The organism is Amycolatopsis halotolerans (assembly GCF_042647905.1).
Classification (GTDB): Bacteria; Actinomycetota; Actinomycetes; order Mycobacteriales; family Pseudonocardiaceae; genus Amycolatopsis; species Amycolatopsis halotolerans.
Genome location: NZ_JBHRWI010000076.1, coordinates 151,898 through 169,162, shown reverse-complemented (window position 1 = coordinate 169,162; position 17,265 = coordinate 151,898). Strand labels below are relative to the sequence as shown.

The following is a 17,265-nucleotide window of genomic DNA, read 5'->3' as shown; positions in this document are numbered from 1 at the left end:
GCTGGAATCGCCGGCGGATGTCTGTTTTGGGCAATCCCGGGTGGTCACCGAATTCTCAGGAAATATTCGAAAGGCGACCTGTCGTCTCCGTGTTTCCGTCGCGTGTACGAAATCCGCTGTTTCCGTGAGGGATGGAGAATTGCGCCGCCGACGTCAGAGTTCGAGGATCGTGACGGTCGCCCGTCCAGATCTCGGTCCGTCGTGCGTCCCAGATCCACAGTTCAGCGTGGAAGTGAACTTCCACGCTGTCAGCTTCGCACGCGACACCGACAGTTTCCGGGGCGATCCACGCCAGACGTCCGCGGTTCGCCCATAGCGCTGCAGCGATCAGCCGCGCGAAGGCAACTCGCCAGCACCTTCTCCCTAGCCGGCTGCCCCGGGTTGGCCGCGTCCGACGAGACGGCACTCGATCTGGTGAGCGTGGTTAAAACACCACCACGACATACCGGCCGTAGCGACGTCGGCGGGCATTGCAGCGATGGCGCGCTGGGCGCGGAGGCGCGCCGGGCCGTCGTATTCCACGACTCGCCTACTTGGCGGTCCAGCCGAGCACCTGCGTGGCCTCGCTCCACGGCCCGTCCAGGCGGCGGGCACCGCCGGTCGTCAGGTCCGCCGCGATCAGCTCGTGCGTGTTGACGTCCGCATACGCTGCGGCGAGCGCGCCTGGCGCCGGCGACGGGACGAACGCGGTGCTGCCGACGGGTTCGCGGATGCCGCTGTCTCCGCCGAGCGCGATCGGCAGCGTCCGGGAGCTGCGTTGCTGCCCGGTGACCGGGTCGAACAGCTTGACGGTGTACTCGTAGCTGTCCTCGTCGCCCTGGTGCGCGACGACCACGAGCGCGCAGGTTCCCGGCTGGAAGAACCACGCGTCGTCGCGAGCGCCCAGCGGCACTTCGGTGGTGCGCGACAGGTCGGAGGCGTCCGCGAGAAGCGTCGGGCCGACCACGATCGGATCGGGCGCCCGGTGCAGCAGCACGTGTCCCTGGCAAGTGTGCAGGAGGTCCTCCTTCTGAGGCAGGTCCTGGGCGGTGCCCGCGGCGACGTGGCCGACGACTGTCGTGTTCGGCGCGAGCGCGCCGCCGCCGGTCGGGATCGTCGAGGGCAGGTCGCCGTTGTAGCGGCCGAGGAGCACCGTGTCCGGGTCGGCCCAGCGGGCGCACGTCATCCCGGACACGACCTCCCGGGATTCGCCGGCGGAGCCGGCTCCGGTGTCGTGGTAAAAGCCGCTGGGCCGGGTGATGAGGCCGGTCACGACGCCCTTGCGGTCGGTCGTGGAAACCCCTTGGTCGGCGGTGATCGCGAAGCGCGCGCTGTCGGGCGACCAGGTCGCGCACAGCGGACGGGTCACCGACGCCTGGGGGACGATCTCGGTGCCGGCGCCGACGTCATGCACCACGATTCGGCCGGCGCCGTTAACGTAGGCGAGCGTCCGGCCGTCCGGTGACAACGCCACGGCGGGCAGCTGCGGTGCTGCGTTCCCGGTCAGCAACGGCATCGAGGCGCCTTCGGTCACCCGCCACACCGCCGGCTGTCCTGCCTTGTCCTTGCCGGCCACCACCAGCGACCCACTGATCACCGGCGGGGCGATCTCGGGCGACGACGAGCACGCGGCGGCGACAAGAGCGAGAGCGCCCAGCAGGACGGCGGTTCGGCGGCATGACATGAAACGATCATGGCGAGATCCGGCGAGGTCCGGGGACGGCGGAAATACCGACCGCCGCCGATCAACCTCGGTTACGTCACCACCGCACTCAACTTCCTCACGAAGGCTTACGGCCAGAGGGAGAAATGCCTGTCACCGACCGCTCATGCCGATGAGCGTGTGCCCGTACGAGTTCGTCGTCGGCCCAGGGGACGAAGCCGTTGGAGCTCACGGAGCGGCTAGCAGCAGTCACGGCGCTTTTCGAAGTTCACCGAAAGGCACCGTTCCCGAGCCGGTGGCGAGGCGCCGACGTGGCAGGCTTCGACATGGTGATGTTTGACGCAAACCCCGCCGGTTGCATCTCCACCTGGCTGCGGCGGCAGGGCCTCCTGGACGACTGGAGATGGAACATCCTCGCCGAATGCGAAGAGCGGCTCATCCGGGTCATCCCCGAGCTGGAAGCCTACGGTCTCGAGTACTACCAACGGCTCCTGGACATGGCGGTATTGATCCTGGACGAGGACTCATCGTAGCGGCAGCTCACCGAGCACCAGGGGCCAAGAGGGAACCGTGCAGCCTTCGGCGGAGTCCCAGCGCTGGCAGGCGCTTCGGTTTGTCCTCGATCGGCGGATCATCGCCGTGCGAGGAAGGCTGGGTTCGTGACCACTGTGCAGATCGTGGCGTGGAGCTGCTGGGGCGGCTTCGTCCTGATAGTGGTCCTGGTCTCGGCGTTCCAGATGCGCAAGCTCCGGCACCGGGAGAAGGGGATGCGCACCTGGCCCCACGTCGCGGCTGTGGTCGTCGGCCACCACGCCGTGCCCGGGGTGGCCTCCGGCGCTTCCCCGTCTTCGTCGCCTTCGTACCTCAGCGTTTACCGATATGCCGGTCCGGACGGTCGGACCAATCAAGGAAAGACGGTCTGGAGCAAGACCCGGCCGCTGCAGGTGCGGCAAGCCTTGGCGGTGTGCGTCAATCCCCGGCAAGCCAGGGGAGTCGTATCCGGTGGAGAAGACCAGCCGGGGCATGCTGGGGTACTTGTTCGTCGGCGGTGTTCTTCTTGCGGGACTCGTCGGGAGCTGACCGCTACGATACCGGACGTGTCGCTCGACCGGGTTGAGGGAATTCCAGGGCTGGAGTACCGGGTGTCGGACTCGCCCTACATCGAGGGCGTGTACCGGGTGGGGCCGGACGGCGGGCACGGCGGGTTCGTGCCGGAGCGCATGGTGTCGGTCGTGAACTCGAACTGGGAGCTGCTGGTGTGGGCGTCGGCCGGGGTGACCGCCGTGTCGGTCCGCGGTCCCGAGACGCGGCCCACCGTGGTTCCGTTGGGCGGCGGGCTGGGCAGCGCCTTCGGCGTGATCTTCCGGCACGGCGCTTTTCTGCGGAATCTGCCCGTGGGCGGCCTTGTGGACGGCACCGTGTCGAGCCCGTGCACGACTCCGCGCTCGTTCGTGCTGCAGAACACTGAGTGGGAGATCCCCACCTACGAGAACGCGGAGACCTTCGTGGACCGCCTGGTCCGGGCGGGATTGCTGGTGCGCGACCCGCTGGTGGCCGACGTCCTCGCCGGGGAGCGGCCGGTGCTGGTCACTCCGCGTTCGGTGCAGCGCCGGGTCGCCGCGGCCACGGGCTTGACGCAGGGCATGATCCGGCAGATCGAGCGGGCGCGACGGGCCACGATGCTGCTGCGCCAGGGCGTGGCCGCGACCGACGTCGTGCATCTGGTCGGCTATCACGACCAGCCGCATCTGGCGCGGTCGCTGACCCGGTTCGTCGGCCGGACGGCGAACCAGCTGCGGCGGCCCGACGCCGGCGAGATGGTGTCGCTCCTGTACAAGACCGACGCCGACGTAGCGCCCTAGGTTCTCAGTCAGCCGGAACGCCCGGCTGCCGGAACTGAGGAGCACCAGTGGCTTTCACCCAGATCTATGTCAACCTGCCGGTCACCGACCTGGCCGCGAGCACGGCGTTCTACACCGCGCTGGGCGGCGAGCTCAACCCGCAGTTCACCGACGAGACCTCCGCGCAGGTCGTCCTCGGCGAGGCGGTGACCGTGCAGCTCATGACGCACGAGCAGTTCAGCCAGTTCACTTCGCGGCCGGTCGCCTCCGGTGCGATCGAGTCGATCCTAGCCTTGCCCGCCGAGTCGAAGGAGGAGGTCGACCGGCTGGCCGACGCCGCCGTCAAAGCGGGCGGGTCCGAGCCTCGCCCGCCGCAGGACATGGGCTGGCTCTACAACCGTGCGGTGGACGACCCGGACGGCCACAGCTGGGAACTGCTCTCCTTCGACGCCTCGGCGATGCCCGGTACGCCGGAATGAAGGCAGGTGTCTGACCAGCAGTATTGTCGCTGGTCAGACACCATTTGCGGCGTTTTGGTCGCAGTCGTACTCCGCTAGCCGGTGCACTCACCGCTTCCCGATAAGGAACGTCGCACATAATCTGCAGCGTTGCATGGCCGGTAAATATCTCATAATAGAATGTTGTAATTCCTGCGCTCGCGATTGCGGTGCTGAGACGCATCCAGCGATGGCTGTGCGCATAGTCCCTGTTGACTGGGTCTTTTCCGCCCGCGTCGATCGCTTTCCTTCCGGTCCGGGGTGCCTGTCAAACCGCCTGCGGGGCGGAGTCGGACTGTGCCGGTGACGTTTTCGTGCTCAGCCGGGGAAGTTCCCGCAGCAACAACCCGGCCACAACGGAAATCAAAGCCGCGCCGCCGTTGTAGATCGCGACCGTGGTCCAGCTTCCGCTTGATTTGAACAGGGCTGCCGAGATCAGCGGGGCGAACGAGCCGCCGAGCACTGCGCCCAGGCCGTAGGACACGGCCAGCCCGCTGTACCGGATGGACGGTGGGAAAGCGAGCGCGAAGAACGTCGGCTCCGCGGCGGAGTTCGCGCTGACTGCCAGGAACAGCAGCACGAAACCAGCCACCATCGGCAGGTAGCTGCCGCTGCCCAGCAGCGGGTAGAACGCGAACGGCGTCAGCACCAAGGCGATCGCGGACACGACGAAGACCTGTTTGCGGCCGAACCGGTCGGCGAGCAGGCCGAAGAGCGGCGTGCTGACCATGTACATCGCGGTCACGATGAGCAGCATCGACAGCAGTGTCGTCTTCGGCTGGTGCAGCACCGAAGTGCCGTAGGTCAGCGAATACACCGTCACCACATAGAAATTGACGTGCGTGCCGAGGCAGCAGAGCATTACCAGGATCATCGGACGCCAGCCGCGCTTGATCGCGTCCGCGAGCGGGATCCGTTTCACCGCCTGGGCGTTTTCCACGCGGACGAACTCGGGACTCTCGTCGAGCTTGGCGCGGATGTACAGGCCGACCAGGACCAGCACCGCGCTCAGCAGGAACGGGATGCGCCAGCCCCAGGTGAGGAAGGCGTCGCCGGGGAGTTCGTTCAGCACCAGGAACAGCAGGTTCGCGAGCAGCAAGCCCCAGCCGGCGCCGGAGTTGACGAAGGCGCCGGCCAGGCCGCGACGTTTATCGCCGGAGCTTTCCACGCTCATCACGAAGCCGCCGGCCTGTTCGCCGCCGAGGGCGAGGCCTTGGATCAAGCGGCAGAGCACGAGCAGGATCGGCGCGAGGATGCCGATCGTGTGGTAGGTCGGCAGCAGGCCGATCGCGAAGGTGCCCACGCCCATCAGCATCATGATCAGGAACAGGACGCGTTTGCGGCCGACGCGGTCGCCGAGGTTGCCGAAGATCGCGGCGCCGATCGGGCGCATCACGAAGGCGATCGCGAACGTCGACAGCGACAGCAGGACCCCGGCGGCCGGGTCGACCTGCGGGAAGAACAGTTTTCCGAAGACCAGCGAGGCGGCGACCCCGTAGACCAGGAAGTCGTAGTACTCGACGGTGGTGCCGACCATGCTCGCCACGACGGCGCGGCGGCCGGAGCGGGCGCGGGCGGCTGGTTCCGGTGCGGGCGGGGATTTCGGCGTCGTCATTGAACGCCCCTCTCCGAATGGGGTGCGGCGGACCGGGAAATGTGATCAAAATAGAGCCCCGAGCGGGGTCGCCGTAGCGTATGCAGGCCGTTCGGGGTAATCAATTCGGAGTTCCCGAAGCGCGGCTTCGGGTTTGCGAAATAGGTTTCCGCCCCGCGCGCGCGTAGCGTCGCGAGGATGGAAGACACGCACTCCGGACCGCTCAAGGGCGTGCGGATCGTCGAACTCGGCGGGGTCGGGCCGACGCCGTTCGCCTGCATGCTGCTGGCCGATCTCGGCGCCGAGGTGCTGCGCATCGAACGCCCGCCCGGCTACGACGGCGGCGCGCCGATCGAACCCCGGTTCGAGCTGATGCATCGCGGCCGCCGGGGCGTGCCGCTGGATCTCAAGAACCCGGATGCGGTCGCCGCCGTGCTGCGGATGGTCGAGCGGGCCGACGCGCTGGTCGAGGGGTTCCGTCCGGGCGTCGCGGAGAAGCTGGGACTCGGGCCGGACGAGTGCCTGGCGGCGAACCCGGCGCTGGTCTACGGCCGGATGACCGGCTGGGGACAGGACGGGCCGCTCGCCACAACCGCGGGCCACGACGTCAACTACGTGTCCCTGACCGGCGTCGTGCACTCGATCGGCGAGGAGGGAGGACCGCCCGTCATCCCGCTGAACCTGACCGGCGACTTCGGCGGCGGGTCGCTGTACCTGGCTCTCGGCGTGGTGTCGGCCCTGCTGGAAAGTCGCAGTTCAGGCGAGGGGCAGGTGGTGGACGCGGCCATGGTGGACGGTTCGGCGTCGCTGATGACCGCCTTCTACGGCTTCCGGGCGGCGGGCTACTGGACCGACGAGCGCGGCACGAACCGGCTCGATTCCGGCGCGCCCTGGTACCAGGTCTACGAGACCAAGGACGGCGGCTGGATCAGCCTCGCCGCGAATGAGACCCGTTTCTGGCGCAACACCCTGGGGATGCTCGGGCTCGCAGAGGACGAACTGCCCGGTCAGCACGACCGGCAGCGCTGGCCGGAAATGAAAAAGCGCTTCGCCGAGGTGTTCCGGACGAAGACGCGTGACGAGTGGTGCGCGCTCGCCGAAGGACGGGACGTGTGCCTCGCGCCGGTGCTGTCTATGGCGGAGGCTCCGCACCATCCGCATCTGCGGGCGCGCGGCACGTTCGTCGAGGTCGACGGCGTCGTGCAGCCCGCACCCGCGCCGCGGTTCAGCCGCACGCCGGGGGCGATCCAGCGGCCTCCTGCCGCGCCGGGGGAGCACGCGGACGAGGCGCTGGCCGACTGGGGCTTTTCCGCTGCGGAGGCCGCGGCCCTGCGCGCCGGGTTCGGAAAACCCGAATCCCGCCTTCGGGAATCGTCAATTGGCTTTCCGGTCCGGCCGCATTAACCTGATGGAAACCGCGATGGGAGTACGAAAAAATGTGCGCGAATTTCCTCAATGAATCGCAGTCGGAATGGCTGAAGACCGTCAACGACTTCATGGACAACGAAATCACCGTCGAGTATGTCCGGAACTGCGATTTCGAACGGCAGTACCCGTACGAGGCGTATGCCAAGATCGCGAAGCAGGGCTGGCTCGGCATCCTGATCCCGGAGTCCGAGGGCGGCTCCGGCGGGGACATCTTCGACTACTCCCTGATGGCCGAGGGGCTCGGCAAGTTCGGCTTCGACTTCGCCTGCTCGGTGCTGGTGCCGACGTTCACCGCGATGAACATCACCAAGTACGGCACCGCGGAGCAGAAAGCCCGCTACGTCAAGCCGTTCATCGACGGCGAGATCCGGTTCTCCGTCTCGATCTCCGAGCCGGACGCCGGTTCGGACGCGGCCAACACCAAGACCCACGCGCGCCAGGACGAGAACGGCGACTGGATCGTCAGCGGCTCGAAGCTGTGGTGCAGCGGTGCGGCGGCGAAGGACACCGTCATCGCGATGCTGGTCCGCACCGACAAGAACGACAAGCACAACGGCCTGTCCGTGCTGCTGATCCCGAACGACACCCCGGGCCTGGACATCCGCAAGCTGCCCACGCTGTCCCGGCACGCCACCGGCACCACCGAGATCTTCCTCGACGGGGTCCGGGTCCCCGCGGACGCGCTGCTCGGCGAGGTCGGCCAGGGCTGGAAGATCATCACCGAACACCTTGAGCTGGAGCGCTGCGCGGTCGCCGCGGCCTACACCGGCAACGCGCAGGAAGCGGTCAGCAACGCCAACCGCTACGCCCACCAGCGCACCCAGTTCGGCAAGCCGATCCGCGATTTCCAGGTGCTCAAGCACATGCTGGCGGAGAACCAGACGCGCGTCGACGCGGCCCGGCTGCTCTGCTACCGCGCGGCGCAGATGAAGGCGGACAACCTGCCGGCCGCCCGGGAGACGTCGATGGCCAAGCTGTACGGCTCGGAAACCCTGAAGCAGTGCGCGCTCGACGGCATGCAGATCCTGGGCGGCTACGCGAACCTGCCCGAGGGTGACATGGAGCGGTACCTGCGCGAAAGCATCCAGTCGACCATCGGCGGCGGCACCTCGCAGATCCAGCGCACCATCATCGCGAAGTCGATGCGCTTGCCCGCCTGACCCGCCCGTTTTCCTGAGGAGAGAAGATCAATGGGGATCAACAACCGCATCGACATGCCCTACGACGAGCTGGAGGTCGGCCAGGTCTTCCGCACAGGCGGGCGGACGATCACCGAGGCCGACGTCGTCAACTACTGCGCGCTCACCGGCAACTGGATCGAAATCCACTCCAACAAGCACTACGCGGAGCAGACCCGGTTCGGCAAGCGGCTGGTCCAGGGCTCGCTGACGTACTCGATCATGACCGGGCTGATCCAGTTCGGCCCGTCGATCCAGGCGAACTACGGGATCGACAACCTGCGCTACCTCAAGCCGGTCGCGATCGACGACACGATCTACGTGACCGCCGAGGTCACCGCGAAGAAGGAAAAGGACGAGAAGTACGGCGTCACCACCTTCCTGATGAAGGCGCTCAACCAGGACGGCTACGTGGTGCAGCGCAGCGAGTGGAGCCTGCTGATGCTGCGCCGCCGCGACGACCTCGAAGCGCTGCTGGCGGCGTCCCTGCCGACGGAGAAGCAGCCGGAGAAGAAGTGAGCGCCGGGGAACCGGTCGCCGCGATCGTCGGGATGGGCGACGCGTACGCGTCGAAGGCCGACCGGAAAGATCCGCTGCAGTTGGCCACCGAGGCGACGATGGCCGCGCTGGCCGACGCCGGGATCGGCAAGCACCAGGTGGACGCGGTGTTCACCGGGCGCTCGCCGTGGGCGGACAAGCGGTCCCAGTGGAGCAACATCTTCATCTCGCACCTGCAGATGCCGGTGACGCTCGACAGCGAGATCACGCTGCACGGCGCCGGGCTGACGTCGACTATCGCGGTGGCGTCGCAGATGATCGCGGCGGGCGCGGCGGAGTACGTGCTGTGCGTCCAGAGCGACGCGACCGAACTGTTCGTGGACGCCGTGGCGATGGGCTCCGAAGCCGATTCAGACCCGCAGTACGAAGTGCCTTACGGCCCGACCATCCCGTCGCTGTACGCGCAGGCCGCGCACCGGTACTTCCACGAATACGGGATGACCGAAGAAGACCTCGCCGACGTCGCTATCGCCAACCAGCGATGGGGTGCGCAGCATCCGCACGCGGCGAAGCGCAAGCACGGCGAGATCGACCGCGAGAAGGTGCTGTCCTCGCCGTACGTTGCCACGCCGCTGCGCCGGTGGATGTGCTCCACTTGGGGCGGCGGCACCGGCGGGGCGCTGGTGGTCACCTCGCCCGAGCGCGCGAAGGAAGCCCGCGATCCGGTGTGGGTGCGTGGCTACGGATCGGCGACCACGCACGAGTACCTCACCGACCGGATGAATATGCGCTCGGGCCGGTTCGCCGGACTCGGCGAGTTCCCGAACCTCACGCACACCGCGACGGTCGAGGCCGCCCGCCAGGCGTTCACCCGGTCCGGGCTCACTCCGTCCGATGTGGACATGCTGCAGCTGTCGGTGAACTTCGCGCACATGGGCCCGATCGTCATGGAGGACCTGGGTTTCGCGAAGAAGGGCCACGGCATCGACGTGTACCGCGAAGGCCGCACCGGCATCGACGGCGACCTGCCGACCGACACCAACGGCGGCTGGCTTTCCTTCGGGCAGCCGGGGATCTCGTGCAATATGGACAGTCTGGTCGAGGCCGTCCGGCAGTTGCGCGGGACCGCGCTCGGGCTGGCGCCGAAGCGGAAGCCGCGCACGGTGCTGGTGCAGGGCGCGGGCGGAATGCTCGCCGCGGCGGGTGTGATGGTGTTGTCCGGCAACGAAGCTGGGAGGCCGTGATGAGCGAGGACTGGCCGCAGCCGTACCGGCTGCCGGACGCCGACCCGTACTGGGCGGCGCTCGACGACGAACGGCTCACTTATCAGCGCTGCGGTTCGTGCAGCGAGGTCGTATGGCCCGCGCATTCGTACTGTCCGCACTGTTCCGCCCGATCGCTGAGCTGGGAAGAGTCTCGGGGGCGCGGCACGGTGTGGTCCTACAGCACGATCACGCGCGGCCCGACGCCGGTGTGGGCCGCGATCGTGCCCTACACGGTCGGGTTCGTCGAACTGGCGGAGGGTTACCAGCTGTTCACCCAGATCGAAGCGGAACCGGACGGGATCGAGATCGGCATGCCGGTCGAGGTCCGCTTCGTGCGGCGCGGGGAGCAGACGCTCCCGGTGTTCGCCCCGGCAACGGAGGAATGACATGGCAGGCCCGCTCGACGGTGTGCGGATCCTGGACCTGACCTCGAACTTCATGGGGCCGTACGCGTCCCTGTTGCTCGCGGATCTCGGCGCCGACGTCGCGAAGGTGGAGTCCCCGGAAGGCGACACCACCCGCGGCGTCGGCCCGCGGCGCAATCCCGGGATGGCCGCGATTTTCCTGCACCTCAACCGGAACAAGCGCAGCCTCGTGCTCGACCTGAAGCATGCGGACGGCCGCGACGCGCTCGTCCGCATGATGCGCTCGGCCGACGTCCTGCTGCACAGCCTGCGCCCGGCGGCGATGCGACGGCTCGGACTGTCCTATGCGGACGCTCGCGAAATCAATCCGCGGCTGGTGTACTGCGGCTGCTTCGGGTTCGGCCAGAACGGTCCTTACGCGGCCAAACCGGCTTACGACGACCTGATCCAGGCGGCGGTGGGCATGCCGGTGGTGCAGAGTCGCGGACAGGGCGAACCCGCGTACGTCGCGACCGCGATCGCGGACCGGGTGGTCGGCATGGCGACCTCGTCGGCGGTCACCGCCGCGTTGTACTACCGGGAACGCACCGGGCACGGGCAGGAGGTGCAGGTGCCGATGTTCGAGACGTTCGCCCATTTCGCGATGGGCGACCACCTCTACGGGCACACCTTCGTGCCGCCGATCGGGGACTGGGGCTACGCGCGGATGCTGAACGCGGACCGCCGCCCGTATCGGACTCTCGACGGCTACCTGGGCGTCAACATCTACACCACGCGGCATTGGCAGCGGTTCTTCACCGCGGTCGGCCGGGCGGATTTGGCGGAGGACCCGAGGTTCGCCGACATCCACGGCCGGACCGAAAACATCGGCGAGCTGTACGCGTTCCTGGCCGAGGTCTTCGCCACCCGGTCCACCGACGAGTGGCTGAAGGTGCTCACCGAGGCGGACATCCCGGTCATCCGGATGAACACGCCGGAGACGCTGCTGAGCGATCCGCACATGAGCGACATCGGGTTCTTCGCCGAGCAGGACCATCCCTCGGAGGGACGGCTGCGCACCATCGGAATTCCGCAGCAGTGGAGCGAAAGCGCTCCCGAGCTGCGGTACCCCGCGCCGCGGCTGGGCGAGCACTCGGCGGAGCTGCTGGGGGAGTTCGGGTTCGGCGAGGACGAGATCGGTGCGCTGGCCGCCTCGGGCGCTGCCGGGATCGGAGTGCGCGATGACGCGTGAGCTTCCCCTGAGCGGAATCGTCGTGGTGGAGTTGAGCGACAGCGCGTCGGCGCCGTTCGCGGGCAAGATCCTGGCCGAACTCGGCGCCGAGGTGTGGAAGGTCGAGCGGCCGACCGGCGACTCCGCGCGCGGCTGGGGTCCGAGCGCATGGAAGGGCGACGGGGCGGCGTTCCACGCGCTCAACCGGGGTCGCCGCTACCTGCGCGTCGACATCAAGGACCGCGAGCAGCTGGCGACGCTGCACCGGCTCATCGCCGAGCGGGCCGACGTGTTCCTGCACAACCTGCGGCCCGGCAGCGCGGCGAAGTACGGACTCGACGCGGAAAGCCTGCGGGTGACCAAGCCGGAGCTGGTGCACTGTGAGATCGGCGCGTTCGGCAAAGCCGGGCCGCTGCGCGAACTGCCTGGTTACGACCCGCTGATGCAGGCGTTCTCCGGGATCATGGACATCACCGGGGAGCACGACGGCGGACCGGTGCGCGCCGGGGTGTCCATCGTGGACTTCGGGACCGGCATGTGGGCGGTGATCGGCATCCTGGCCGCGCTCAACCGGCGGCACGTCAAGCACACCGGCGCCGCGGTGGACGCGTCGCTGCTGGAGACGGCGATCGCGTGGAATTCCGTCGGCATCGCCGGATACGGGGCGGACGGCTACCCCGGCAGCAGGCACGGGTCCGGCGTGGCGTTCATCGTCCCGCACCGCGCGTTCGCGGCCTCGGACGGCGCGTTGATCATCAGCTGCGCCAACGACTCGCTGTTCGCCCGGTTGTCCTCGGCGCTCGGTCACCCGGAATGGGCGGCCGACCCGCGGTTCGCGACGAACGCCGCCCGGCTGGAGAACCGCGCCGATATCGACCGGCTGATCGGCGAGCGCATCGCGAGCGGCACCCGCGCGCAGTGGCAAGACCGGCTGCAGGCGGCCGGGATCCCGTGCGCGCCGGTGCAGACGACCCCGGAGCTGGTCAGCCACGAGCAGACCCGGGAACTCGGCATCATCGGCACCGCCGACGAGGGCGAGATCGGCGTGGTCGGGCTGCCGCTGTCGTTCGACGGCAGGCGCCCGCCGCCGCTGCCCGCGGTCCGCCCGATCGGCGCGGACAACGACCTGCTCGGCTCGGTGCTGCCGACCCGGGCCTGAACCCGTCCCCGGACAGAAGTGGAAAGTGTCATGGCTGCGCCGTATTCGGAAAAGCAGTGGAGCGCGATCGAGTCGGCACCCGCGAGCGAGGCTCGGGCGGTGCAGGAAGACCGGTTGCGGGAGCAGTTGGCGTATGTGGCCGCGCGCAGCGTGTTCTACCAGGAGAAGTTCGCGGGAATCGACCTGGCGAAGGTGCGGACGGTCGCGGACCTGGCCGGATTGCCGTTCACGGAGAAGCAGGAACTGCGCGAGAGCTTGGCCGCGGCACCGCCGCTGGGGGCGCACGTGGCGGCGAGCCCGGACGAGATCGTGCAGATCCAGGCCTCCTCGGGGACCACGGGCAGCCCGTCGTATGTCGGGCTGACCCGCGGCGACGTCGAAACGTGGTGCGAGCTGGGCGCGCGGGCGCTGTACGCGAACGGGTTCCGGCCGGGCGACCGCCTGCTGCACGCGTTCGGCATGAGCAAGGGGTTCGTCGGCGGGCTGCCGGTGGTGCAGATCCTGCAGCACATGGGAATCGTGGACATCCCGATCGGTGCCGAGGCGGGTGCCGAGCGGCTGCTGCGGGTGCAAGCGGACCAACGGCCGAACGCGCTCATCGGGACGCCGTACTTCCTCGCCTATCTCGCCGAGCAGGCCCCGTCGATCGTCGGCCTGGACGCCCGCGAACTGGGCGTTCGCGCGATCAGCGTCGGAGGCGAACCCGGCGGCGGGCTGCCCGCGGTGCGCGAGAAGCTGGAATCGCTGTGGGGTGCGACCTCGCGCGAGATGCTCGGCGGCACCGACATCGCGTGCACCTACTGGGGAGAATGCGAGGCCGCGAACGGGATGCACTTCCTGTCGCCGGACCTGATGGTCGCCGAGCTGATCAACCCCGACACCGGCGAGCAGATCGCTCCGGTCGAGGGCGCGCGGGGCGAACTGGTGTACACCGCGCTGCGGCGGCAGGCGTCGCCGCTGGTGCGGTTCCGGACGCGAGACCACGTGATCGTCACCGGGACCGATTGCGCGTGCGGGCGGACGGGGTACACGGTGCGGTGCATCGGCCGGACCGACGACATGCTGATCGTGCGCGGGATCAACGTGTTCCCGTCGGCGATCAAGCAACTGGTGGCGGAGCTGGCCCCGGTCACCACCGGGGAGATGCGGATCCGCGCGGACTTCGAGGGGCATTCGACGCAGAAGCCGCTGCCGCTCGTGGTCGAGCACGCGGCCGGGCTGGCTTCGGAGGAACAGGCTGATCTCCGGACGTCCCTGGAGACCCGGATCCGGTCCGCGCTGAACGTGAAAACAGCCGTCACGCTGGTCCCGGACGGCACTTTGAAGCGTCCTGACCACGTGAAAGTCAACCTCGTGGAACGGGTGCCCGCGCAGCCGGCGTGATAGAGGTAAAGCGTGAGCGCGTTCAACAGGCTGCACCTGATCCGGCAGGTCGACCTCCTGACCCTGCGGCTGTTCCTGTCCGCGGTCGAGGAGAAGCAGATCGGGCTGGCCGCGATCCGGGAGAACGTCTCGGCGTCGACGGCGACGAAACGGATCCACGATCTGGAGGCCATCGCCGGCATCGAACTGCTCGACCGGGGCCCGCGCGGCGTGCTGCCGACGCCCGCGGGCGCGGTGCTGGCGCGGCACGTGCGCAAGATCTTCGGCAGTCTCGAGGACATCCGGTCGGAAATCGCGGCGTTCACCGAGGGAATGCAGGGAGACCTGACGATCGCGTCGGCCCGGTCGATCTTCGCGCCCTTTCTCGCCCGGGAACTCGGTGAATTCTACCGGCAATACCCCCAGGTCCGGTTGATCGTCCACGAAATCGAAAACAAGGAAATCCTGCAAGAGATCGCGCGCGGCGAAGCGGACCTCGGCGTCTTCGCCGCCGCGCACGAGCTCGACCTGACCGGTGTCGACGTCACGCCGTACCGCCGCGACCGGATCGTGGTGGCGCTGCCGCGCGGGCACCGGTTCGCCGACCGGCTGAGCGTGACGTTCGCGGAGCTGCTGCCGGAACCCCTGATCGCGGTGGGCCCGATGGCGGGCGCGTTCCGGGCCGCGGCGCGCCGGCTGGGCGAGGAGTTCGAACCGGCGTTCAGCGTGCGCAGCGGCGAGGTCGCGCTGAGCCTGGTCCAGGCCGGGCTCGGGGTCGCGGCGCAGCCGGAATGCATGGTGCCGCGGGAATTCCTCGACCGGGTCGCGGTGGTCGAACTCGCCGAACCGTGGGCGGAGCGCAAGATCCACCTCGCGACCGCCGCGGGCCGCCGTCCGGGACCGGCGTGCCGGGCGCTGATCGAGCAGTTGCTGGACCGGCCCGTCGACGAACCCCCGCTGGCGACCTCGTGAGTGCCGCCGGTGAGAACCGGCAGCACTCACGAGAGCCGCGGGGACGCCCGGTTTCCGCTCCCCGAATTGCCGCTTCGGAGATTCCGAATTGATTCCGGCGGCGTACGCCGCCTAACCTCGAAACCGGTGGCGGAAATCTCAGGCAGCCGCATTTCTCAGAGTGCAGTGAGCGCTGTTCCGTGCTGCCGGAAAAAGGAGGCAGAAAACGATGAACGCACATCGGGGTGCGGTGGTCGGGTGCTGACCCGCGGAGCGGTGCTGCGGGAAACGCCGGGCAGGTACGAGGTCGTGGAACTGGAGGTCGAGGACCCGCGACAGGGCGAGCTGCGGGTGCGGATGGTCGCGAGCGGCCTGTGCCACTCCGACGACCACTTCGCCACCGGCGACCAGACCCCGCCGATCCTCCCGTTCGCCGGCGGGCACGAAGGCGCCGGAATCGTCGAAGCGGTCGGGCCCGGCACACCGGGATTCGCCGAGGGCGACCACGTCGTGTTCTCGTTCCTCCCGGTCTGCGGCCGCTGCCGGTTCTGCGCCCGCGGCCTGCAGAACCTCTGTGACCTCGGTGCCTCGCTGGGCACCGGCGCGCGGCCGGAGGACCCGACGTCGTTCCGGCTGTCGCTCGACGGGCGGCCGGTCGGCCAGATGGCCGGTCTCTCGACCTATTGCGAGCACACCACCGTCTCCACCGCGTCGGTGATCAAGATCGACCCGGACATCCCGCTCGAGGTCGCGTGCCTGACCGGCTGCGGCGTCGGCACCGGATGGGGCGCCGCGCTCAACTCGGCGGCGGTCCGGCCCGGGCACGTCGTGATCGTGATGGGCATCGGCGGCATCGGGATCAACGCCGTCCAGGGTGCCGCGCACGCCGGTGCCGCCGCGGTGATCGCGGTGGATCCTGTTGCTTTCAAACGGGAATCCGCGCTGAAGCTCGGCGCGACCCACGCGGTAGCAGACATGGCCGAGGCCACCGAACTGGCGCGCTCGATGACCAACGGGCAGGGCGCCGACTCGGCGATCGTCACCGTCGGCATCGTGACCGGGAGGCATCTCGGCCAGGGACTCGAAGCGGTCCGCAAGGCGGGCACGTGCGTCGCGGTCGGGCTGGGGGAGAGCTTCGTCCGCGACGGCGATTTCAACCTGCACGAGCTGGTCCTCTACCAAAAACGCCTGCAGGGTTCGCTGTTCGGCGCGAGTTCGCCGACCGCAGACATCCCGGCGCAGCTGGAGATGTACCGCCAGGGCGTGCTGAAGCTCGACGAACTGATCACCACCCGCTACGCCCTCGACGACGTCGCCGCCGGGTTCGACGACCTGAAAGCGGGCCGCAACATCCGCGGCGTCATCGTCCACTCCGCCTGACGACCGAAAGGACAACGATGTCCGCACAAGTTTCGCCCCGGGAAACGATCTCCGTCGGCGACATCAGCATCACCTACCTGCCCGACGGCGAGGCCAGCGTCTCGGAGACCGCGCTGTTCCCGGCTGGCACCCCGGAGCTGTGGAACGCGCACCGGGAACTCTTCGACGCCGACGGCAAGCTCCTGCTCTCCCTCGGCACGTTCCTGATCCGGACGGGCGACCGCAAGATCCTCGTCGACCTAGGATTCGGCGACCACACCGTCGACTTCCCCGCCGCGGACGGCGTGTTCCGCTCCGGACGGCTGCTCACCAGCCTCCGCGAGGAAGGCCTGGCTCCCGAAGACATCGACACGGTTTTCTACACGCACCTGCACATCGACCACGTCGGCTGGACGGCGCAGAACGACGCCCCCACCTTCGGCAATGCCCGCCATCTCGTCGGCGAAGGCGAAGTCGAGTACTGGCAGGCCCTCGGCGACAACCCGCTGGCGGCGGTCGGCCCCGACCCGGACGGCGTGCTGGCTCCGCTCGAAGGACGGATCGACGCGGTTTCGGACGGCAACGTCATCGCGCCCGGCGTCTCGGTCGTCGCGACACCCGGGCACACCCCGGGGCACTGTTCGCTGGTCGTTTCGTCCGGGCAGAACCGCGCGTTGATCCTCGGCGACGTGCTGCACTGCCCGGTGCAGCTCACCGACAACGAGGTCTCCCTGGTCTTCGAGGTGGACGCCGAACTGGGCAAACAGACTCGCGCCCGGATCATGGACGAGCTGGAAGGCGACCCCAACGCTGTTGCCGCGCAATGTCATCTCACCGGCTCGGCGTTCGGCCGCGTGCTGCGGGGCCGCTCTCGCCGGACGTGGACCTCGCTCACGTCCCAGGGCGTCTCGTGACG

Annotated in this window: 16 protein-coding genes; 14 read left to right on the top strand and 2 right to left on the bottom strand. The window is 68.6% G+C overall.

From position 1 onward, the window contains the following. Positions 1–529: 529 nt before the first annotated feature. Complete coding sequence (locus tag ACFORO_RS44650; protein ID WP_377872533.1) at positions 530–1,663, bottom strand: TolB family protein; 1,134 nt, start codon at positions 1,661–1,663, stop codon at positions 530–532. 290 nt (positions 1,664–1,953) lie between these two features. Between ACFORO_RS44650 and ACFORO_RS44645 the strand changes: the two genes are divergently transcribed. The 3 genes from ACFORO_RS44645 (at position 1,954) to ACFORO_RS44635 (ending at position 3,962) form a co-directional block, all read left to right on the top strand. Continuing rightward, on the top strand, positions 1,954–2,175 hold the full coding sequence (locus ACFORO_RS44645; protein ID WP_377872532.1) for a hypothetical protein: 222 nt from the start codon (positions 1,954–1,956) through the stop codon (positions 2,173–2,175). Between the two features lie 126 nt (positions 2,176–2,301). After that, positions 2,302–3,504 carry an AraC family transcriptional regulator gene (locus ACFORO_RS44640; RefSeq protein WP_377872530.1) on the top strand — a complete coding sequence of 401 codons (1,203 nt, stop codon included), beginning with the start codon at positions 2,302–2,304 and terminating at the stop codon, positions 3,502–3,504. Positions 3,505–3,551: 47 nt separating this feature from the next. Continuing rightward, entirely contained in the window at positions 3,552–3,962 is a 411-nt protein-coding gene (locus ACFORO_RS44635) for a VOC family protein (protein WP_354741102.1), read from the top strand. A gap of 286 nt (positions 3,963–4,248) precedes the next feature. Here the strand turns inward: ACFORO_RS44635 and ACFORO_RS44630 are convergent, their stop codons facing one another. Continuing rightward, positions 4,249–5,595 carry an MFS transporter gene (locus ACFORO_RS44630; protein WP_377872528.1) on the bottom strand — a complete coding sequence of 449 codons (1,347 nt, stop codon included), beginning with the start codon at positions 5,593–5,595 and terminating at the stop codon, positions 4,249–4,251. 177 nt (positions 5,596–5,772) lie between these two features. On the opposite strand from ACFORO_RS44630, the gene ACFORO_RS44625 reads away from it, so the two are divergent. The 11 genes from ACFORO_RS44625 to ACFORO_RS44575 all read left to right on the top strand — a co-directional run bounded on the left by ACFORO_RS44625 (position 5,773) and on the right by ACFORO_RS44575 (position 17,263). After that, a complete protein-coding gene (locus ACFORO_RS44625) occupies positions 5,773–6,978 on the top strand; it encodes a CaiB/BaiF CoA transferase family protein (RefSeq protein ID WP_377872526.1) in 1,206 nt (401 codons plus the stop codon). A gap of 32 nt (positions 6,979–7,010) precedes the next feature. After that, entirely contained in the window at positions 7,011–8,162 is a 1,152-nt protein-coding gene (locus ACFORO_RS44620; RefSeq protein ID WP_377872525.1) for an acyl-CoA dehydrogenase family protein, read from the top strand. Positions 8,163–8,192: 30 nt separating this feature from the next. Further along, positions 8,193–8,699 (top strand): MaoC family dehydratase, encoded by a 507-nt coding sequence (locus tag ACFORO_RS44615; protein WP_354741110.1) that lies wholly within the window; start codon positions 8,193–8,195, stop codon positions 8,697–8,699. Then, positions 8,696–9,922 carry a thiolase family protein gene (locus ACFORO_RS44610; RefSeq protein ID WP_377872524.1) on the top strand — a complete coding sequence of 409 codons (1,227 nt, stop codon included), beginning with the start codon at positions 8,696–8,698 and terminating at the stop codon, positions 9,920–9,922. The genes ACFORO_RS44615 and ACFORO_RS44610 overlap by 4 nt, the downstream gene beginning before the upstream one ends. After that, the gene (locus tag ACFORO_RS44605; protein ID WP_377872523.1) at positions 9,922–10,329 is read left to right on the top strand and encodes a Zn-ribbon domain-containing OB-fold protein; all 408 of its coding nucleotides are present in this window, start codon (positions 9,922–9,924) and stop codon (positions 10,327–10,329) included. Before ACFORO_RS44610 ends, ACFORO_RS44605 begins: the two co-directional genes overlap by 1 nt. Position 10,330: 1 nt before the next feature. After that, the gene (locus ACFORO_RS44600) at positions 10,331–11,539 is read left to right on the top strand and encodes a CaiB/BaiF CoA transferase family protein (protein ID WP_377872522.1); all 1,209 of its coding nucleotides are present in this window, start codon (positions 10,331–10,333) and stop codon (positions 11,537–11,539) included. Further along, a complete protein-coding gene (locus ACFORO_RS44595) occupies positions 11,529–12,677 on the top strand; it encodes a CaiB/BaiF CoA transferase family protein (RefSeq protein WP_377872520.1) in 1,149 nt (382 codons plus the stop codon). The genes ACFORO_RS44600 and ACFORO_RS44595 overlap by 11 nt, the downstream gene beginning before the upstream one ends. A gap of 30 nt (positions 12,678–12,707) precedes the next feature. Further along, positions 12,708–14,060, top strand: coding sequence for a phenylacetate--CoA ligase family protein (locus ACFORO_RS44590; protein ID WP_377872518.1), 1,353 nt, complete (start codon positions 12,708–12,710; stop codon positions 14,058–14,060). A 12-nt stretch (positions 14,061–14,072) separates the two neighbouring features. Then, positions 14,073–15,011, top strand: a complete 939-nt coding sequence (locus tag ACFORO_RS44585; protein WP_354741122.1) for a LysR family transcriptional regulator — start codon at positions 14,073–14,075, stop codon at positions 15,009–15,011. A gap of 237 nt (positions 15,012–15,248) precedes the next feature. Then, positions 15,249–16,370 (top strand): NDMA-dependent alcohol dehydrogenase, encoded by a 1,122-nt coding sequence (locus ACFORO_RS44580; RefSeq protein ID WP_377872516.1) that lies wholly within the window; start codon positions 15,249–15,251, stop codon positions 16,368–16,370. Between the two features lie 17 nt (positions 16,371–16,387). Next, positions 16,388–17,263 (top strand): MBL fold metallo-hydrolase, encoded by an 876-nt coding sequence (locus ACFORO_RS44575; protein ID WP_377872515.1) that lies wholly within the window; start codon positions 16,388–16,390, stop codon positions 17,261–17,263. Positions 17,264–17,265: the final 2 nt, after the last annotated feature.

What these genes read in the sequence shown, in the direction of transcription:
- ACFORO_RS44650 (WP_377872533.1), bottom strand. Translation starts at nt 1,663, where the DNA reads ATGTCATGCCGCCGAACCGCCGTCCTGCTGGGCGCTCTCGCTCTTGTC.
- ACFORO_RS44630 (WP_377872528.1), bottom strand. Translation starts at nt 5,595, where the DNA reads ATGACGACGCCGAAATCCCCGCCCGCACCGGAACCAGCCGCCCGCGCC.
- ACFORO_RS44625 (WP_377872526.1), top strand. Translation starts at nt 5,773, where the DNA reads ATGGAAGACACGCACTCCGGACCGCTCAAGGGCGTGCGGATCGTCGAA.
- ACFORO_RS44620 (WP_377872525.1), top strand. Translation starts at nt 7,011, where the DNA reads ATGTGCGCGAATTTCCTCAATGAATCGCAGTCGGAATGGCTGAAGACC.
- ACFORO_RS44615 (WP_354741110.1), top strand. Translation starts at nt 8,193, where the DNA reads ATGGGGATCAACAACCGCATCGACATGCCCTACGACGAGCTGGAGGTC.
- ACFORO_RS44605 (WP_377872523.1), top strand. Translation starts at nt 9,922, where the DNA reads ATGAGCGAGGACTGGCCGCAGCCGTACCGGCTGCCGGACGCCGACCCG.
- ACFORO_RS44600 (WP_377872522.1), top strand. Translation starts at nt 10,331, where the DNA reads ATGGCAGGCCCGCTCGACGGTGTGCGGATCCTGGACCTGACCTCGAAC.
- ACFORO_RS44595 (WP_377872520.1), top strand. Translation starts at nt 11,529, where the DNA reads ATGACGCGTGAGCTTCCCCTGAGCGGAATCGTCGTGGTGGAGTTGAGC.
- ACFORO_RS44590 (WP_377872518.1), top strand. Translation starts at nt 12,708, where the DNA reads ATGGCTGCGCCGTATTCGGAAAAGCAGTGGAGCGCGATCGAGTCGGCA.
- ACFORO_RS44575 (WP_377872515.1), top strand. Translation starts at nt 16,388, where the DNA reads ATGTCCGCACAAGTTTCGCCCCGGGAAACGATCTCCGTCGGCGACATC.